The 3139-nt window shown below is 47.5% G+C and carries 2 protein-coding genes and 1 pseudogene; 1 reads left to right on the top strand and 2 read right to left on the bottom strand.

The genetic code is table 11. The features are described 5' to 3' along the window. The first annotated feature begins 63 nt into the window (after positions 1-63). Positions 64-1253 (top strand): IS3 family transposase gene (locus tag QUF18_RS20295; RefSeq protein WP_289386482.1). Its coding sequence is split into 2 segments (ribosomal slippage): positions 64-316 and positions 316-1253, totalling 1191 coding nucleotides; the frame shifts between segments, so codons are not numbered across the junction. A gap of 490 nt (positions 1254-1743) precedes the next feature. Here the strand turns inward: QUF18_RS20295 and QUF18_RS20450 are convergent. Beyond that, complete coding sequence (locus tag QUF18_RS20450; protein WP_353074562.1) at positions 1744-1941, bottom strand: PrpF domain-containing protein; 198 nt, start codon at positions 1939-1941, stop codon at positions 1744-1746. Positions 1942-2303: 362 nt separating this feature from the next. Beyond that, positions 2304-3062 (bottom strand): annotated as a pseudogene (locus tag QUF18_RS20300) (IS5 family transposase). Positions 3063-3139: the final 77 nt, after the last annotated feature.

The raw sequence follows: 3139 nt of genomic DNA on the forward strand, positions 1-3139 counted from the left end.
TGACCTGCCACTGAGAATTTCCTCCAGAATGGATTAGAGTCCGGCCCGATAAAGGACGGACGAATGAAGAAGCAGCGATTTACGGAAGAGCAGATTATTGCGGTGCTGAAGGAGCAGGAGGCAGGCATGAAGGTGGCCGACCTGTGCCGCAAGTATGGGATTTCGGACGCAACATTTTATAACTGGAAAGCCAAATACGGCGGTATGGAGGTGTCCGAGGCGAAGCGCCTGAAGGCACTCGAAGAAGAGAACGCCAAGCTTAAGAAGCTGTTGGCCGAGCAGATGCTCGATGCCGCCGCACTCCGCGAGCTTCTCGCAAAAAAATGGTAGGGCCTGCCGCCAAGCGTGACGCCGTTGCACATCTGAAGGACATAATGGGTCTTTCGGAGCGGCGGGCCTGCCAGATTGTTTCGGCTGATCGCAAGATGATCCGCTATCGGTCCTGCCGACCGCCGGAGGTCGAATTGCGAGCAAAGTTGCGCGATCTCGCCAACGAGCGACGGCGCTTCGGCTACCGACGGCTGTTCGTCCTGCTCAGGCGGGACGGAGAGCCATCCGGCGTCAACCGCATCTATCGGCTGTATCGCGAGGAAGGGCTTTCGGTTCGCAAGCGGAAGGCTCGACGAAGGGCCGTCGGCACGCGTGCGCCGATCCTGGTCGAGGCGAAAGCAAATGCCCGTTGGTCTCTCGATTTCGTGCACGACCAGTTTGCATGCGGGAGACGGTTCCGGATCCTCAATATCGTTGATGATGTGACACGGGAATGCCTGGCAGCAATCCCGGACACCTCAATCTCCGGCCGCCGTGTCGCCCGAGAACTGACGACGCTGATCGAACGACGCGGCAAGCCCGGAATGATTGTCTCCGATAACGGCACGGAACTCACCTCGAATGCCATCCTGGCCTGGTCGAAGGATCACAAGGTTGAGTGGCACTATATCGCGCCAGGAAAGCCTATGCAGAACGGCTATGTTGAATCCTTCAACGGTCGGATGCGCGACGAATTGCTCAACGAAAGCCTGTTCTTTGGCCTCGATCACGCCCGCAGCGCCATCGCCCAATGGGCCGACGATTACAACAATTTCCGGCCACACTCGTCGCTGGGATACCAAACCCCGGCAGACTATGCTGGATCCATCGCCGCAACCGGCTCCAACGCTGCGCAAGATGAAAGCTTGGCGTTTCCGCCGGTTGCTACCAACACGCCAATTGGCGTAGTCAAAACCGCCGAGGCTCTAATCGCCGTTGGATGAAAGTTCAGTGGCAGGTCATTACCTATAAAACCTGCTAGCACACCAAATATTTGCTCTAAAGATATGTGTTTTTATAGTATATGCCATCTAAAAATATTATGAAAAATGGGCCAGTGTTGTATAATGCTATTCCTTCAAATAAACTTGATTTAACTGAGGTTATGAAAAAAATGCTCTAGCAATTGTAATTTATTGCACTCAATGACTAGACGCCTTCTCTCAAAAAAGTATAGAGGCGCAGTTAAGATCAAAGGAATTGCAAAACGTACAAAAAGTGTTTGCCAAAAACTAAAGTGATTGATCGCTTGTCCGGAAAAAACCAGACAAGGTGAAGCTTGTTGATGATAGCATCATTAATATTGATGCCAACCAAGAGATTTCTCTCTTTGTATTCATTATTTTATTGCCTAATTAATATTGTTTAATTACATAACTACATTTAATAAAAATTAAATAATTACTGTGTACTATGTGCGCAATTCTCTATTTCCTAAACATCCATGATCTTTCGAGCCGTCCGTATTGTTGATAATCGGTGTACCTCGAACTGTCCTTGCTTGGTTCTGACATCAACATAGATATCCATATAGCCCGATGGATGTTCAATACGAAATTTGTCAGAATCACGCTGCGACGTAGATTGCTTGATCATCTCATGGACAATACCGCCTTCAACTCGAGTCGCCACACAAAGTATTAATCGTCATTTTACTGATTAATAACATTAAATTAATTTGTAAAAAAGTATATTTAAATAATATTAACTCAATTTCTTGGAGGCGATATCATATAAATATTAAGATAAACCTTTTTTAATTACGTAACATATTCCCATTTATCGGCAATTTACTGACGAATATTATTTAATATTATTATAAATTTAGCATCATTGATAAATTCTTCTTGTGTTTCGTAGCCTGATTTACCCAAATCAACTGAACGTATAATCACCAGTGGAACAGCACAATCTATGAAGGTATATGACAAGCCATTAATCTCGTCGGCTCTGTTGCAAAAACCATATTGATTGACAGATGCTAGGGCATAGACTCATAAACTTTGACACCAAATTCTTGTTGCGATGATTTTTACTGCAGCGATATAGTTCTCTGGGCACTTGTCGTAGCGCGTTGCGATGCCTCGAAACTGCTTGATTTTGTTGAAGAACCGTTCGACGAGGTTACGCTGCTTGTAAACCCAGCTTGAAAAAGCAAAGGAACCCTTACGGTTTGCTTTGGGTGGAATATTGGCCCATGCTTTGCATCTGGCGGCCTTGGCCCGCCGTCAGTATCATAGCCCTTATCTGCTAGCAGCGTATCACCGTCGCTAAGGCCGTCTGTCAGTGCATCAGCTTGTGTGCAATCAGCTACTTGCCCACCTGTCAGACGCAGCGTTACCGGTCGGCCTTCGGCGTCGACAAACGCATGGATTTTACTCGTAAGCCACCGCGGGAACGTCCCATGCTACCATCATTTCCATCCTCTTTTTTCCCGTGGCTCCATGCTGGTGAACACGGGCACAGGTGGTGTCAATCATGATGATGTCCCCATCGTAAGCCTCTGAGACGGCGTGAAAAAGCCGATCCCATACCCCAGCCTTACGCCAGCGGACAAAGCGATTATAGCAGGTGGTCGGAGGACCATACCGCTCCGGAATTTCCGCCCATGTTGAACCAGTTCGAAAACGCCAAAGAATTCCATTTAATACTAGACGATCATCAACGCGGGCAACACCGCGTGGCTTATTGGGCAATAAAGGGGATATGATTGACCATTCATGGTCCGTAAGTTCGTAACGACGGCGTGTCATCTAAGGCTCCATAATTCAACGAAAGTGAACCATAAGCGCCTCAATTTTCAAAATTATTTTATGAGTTTACGTCCTAG

Origin of the sequence: Pseudochrobactrum kiredjianiae (assembly GCF_030362795.1) — a bacterium.
Classification (GTDB): Bacteria; Pseudomonadota; Alphaproteobacteria; order Rhizobiales; family Rhizobiaceae; genus Pseudochrobactrum; species Pseudochrobactrum kiredjianiae.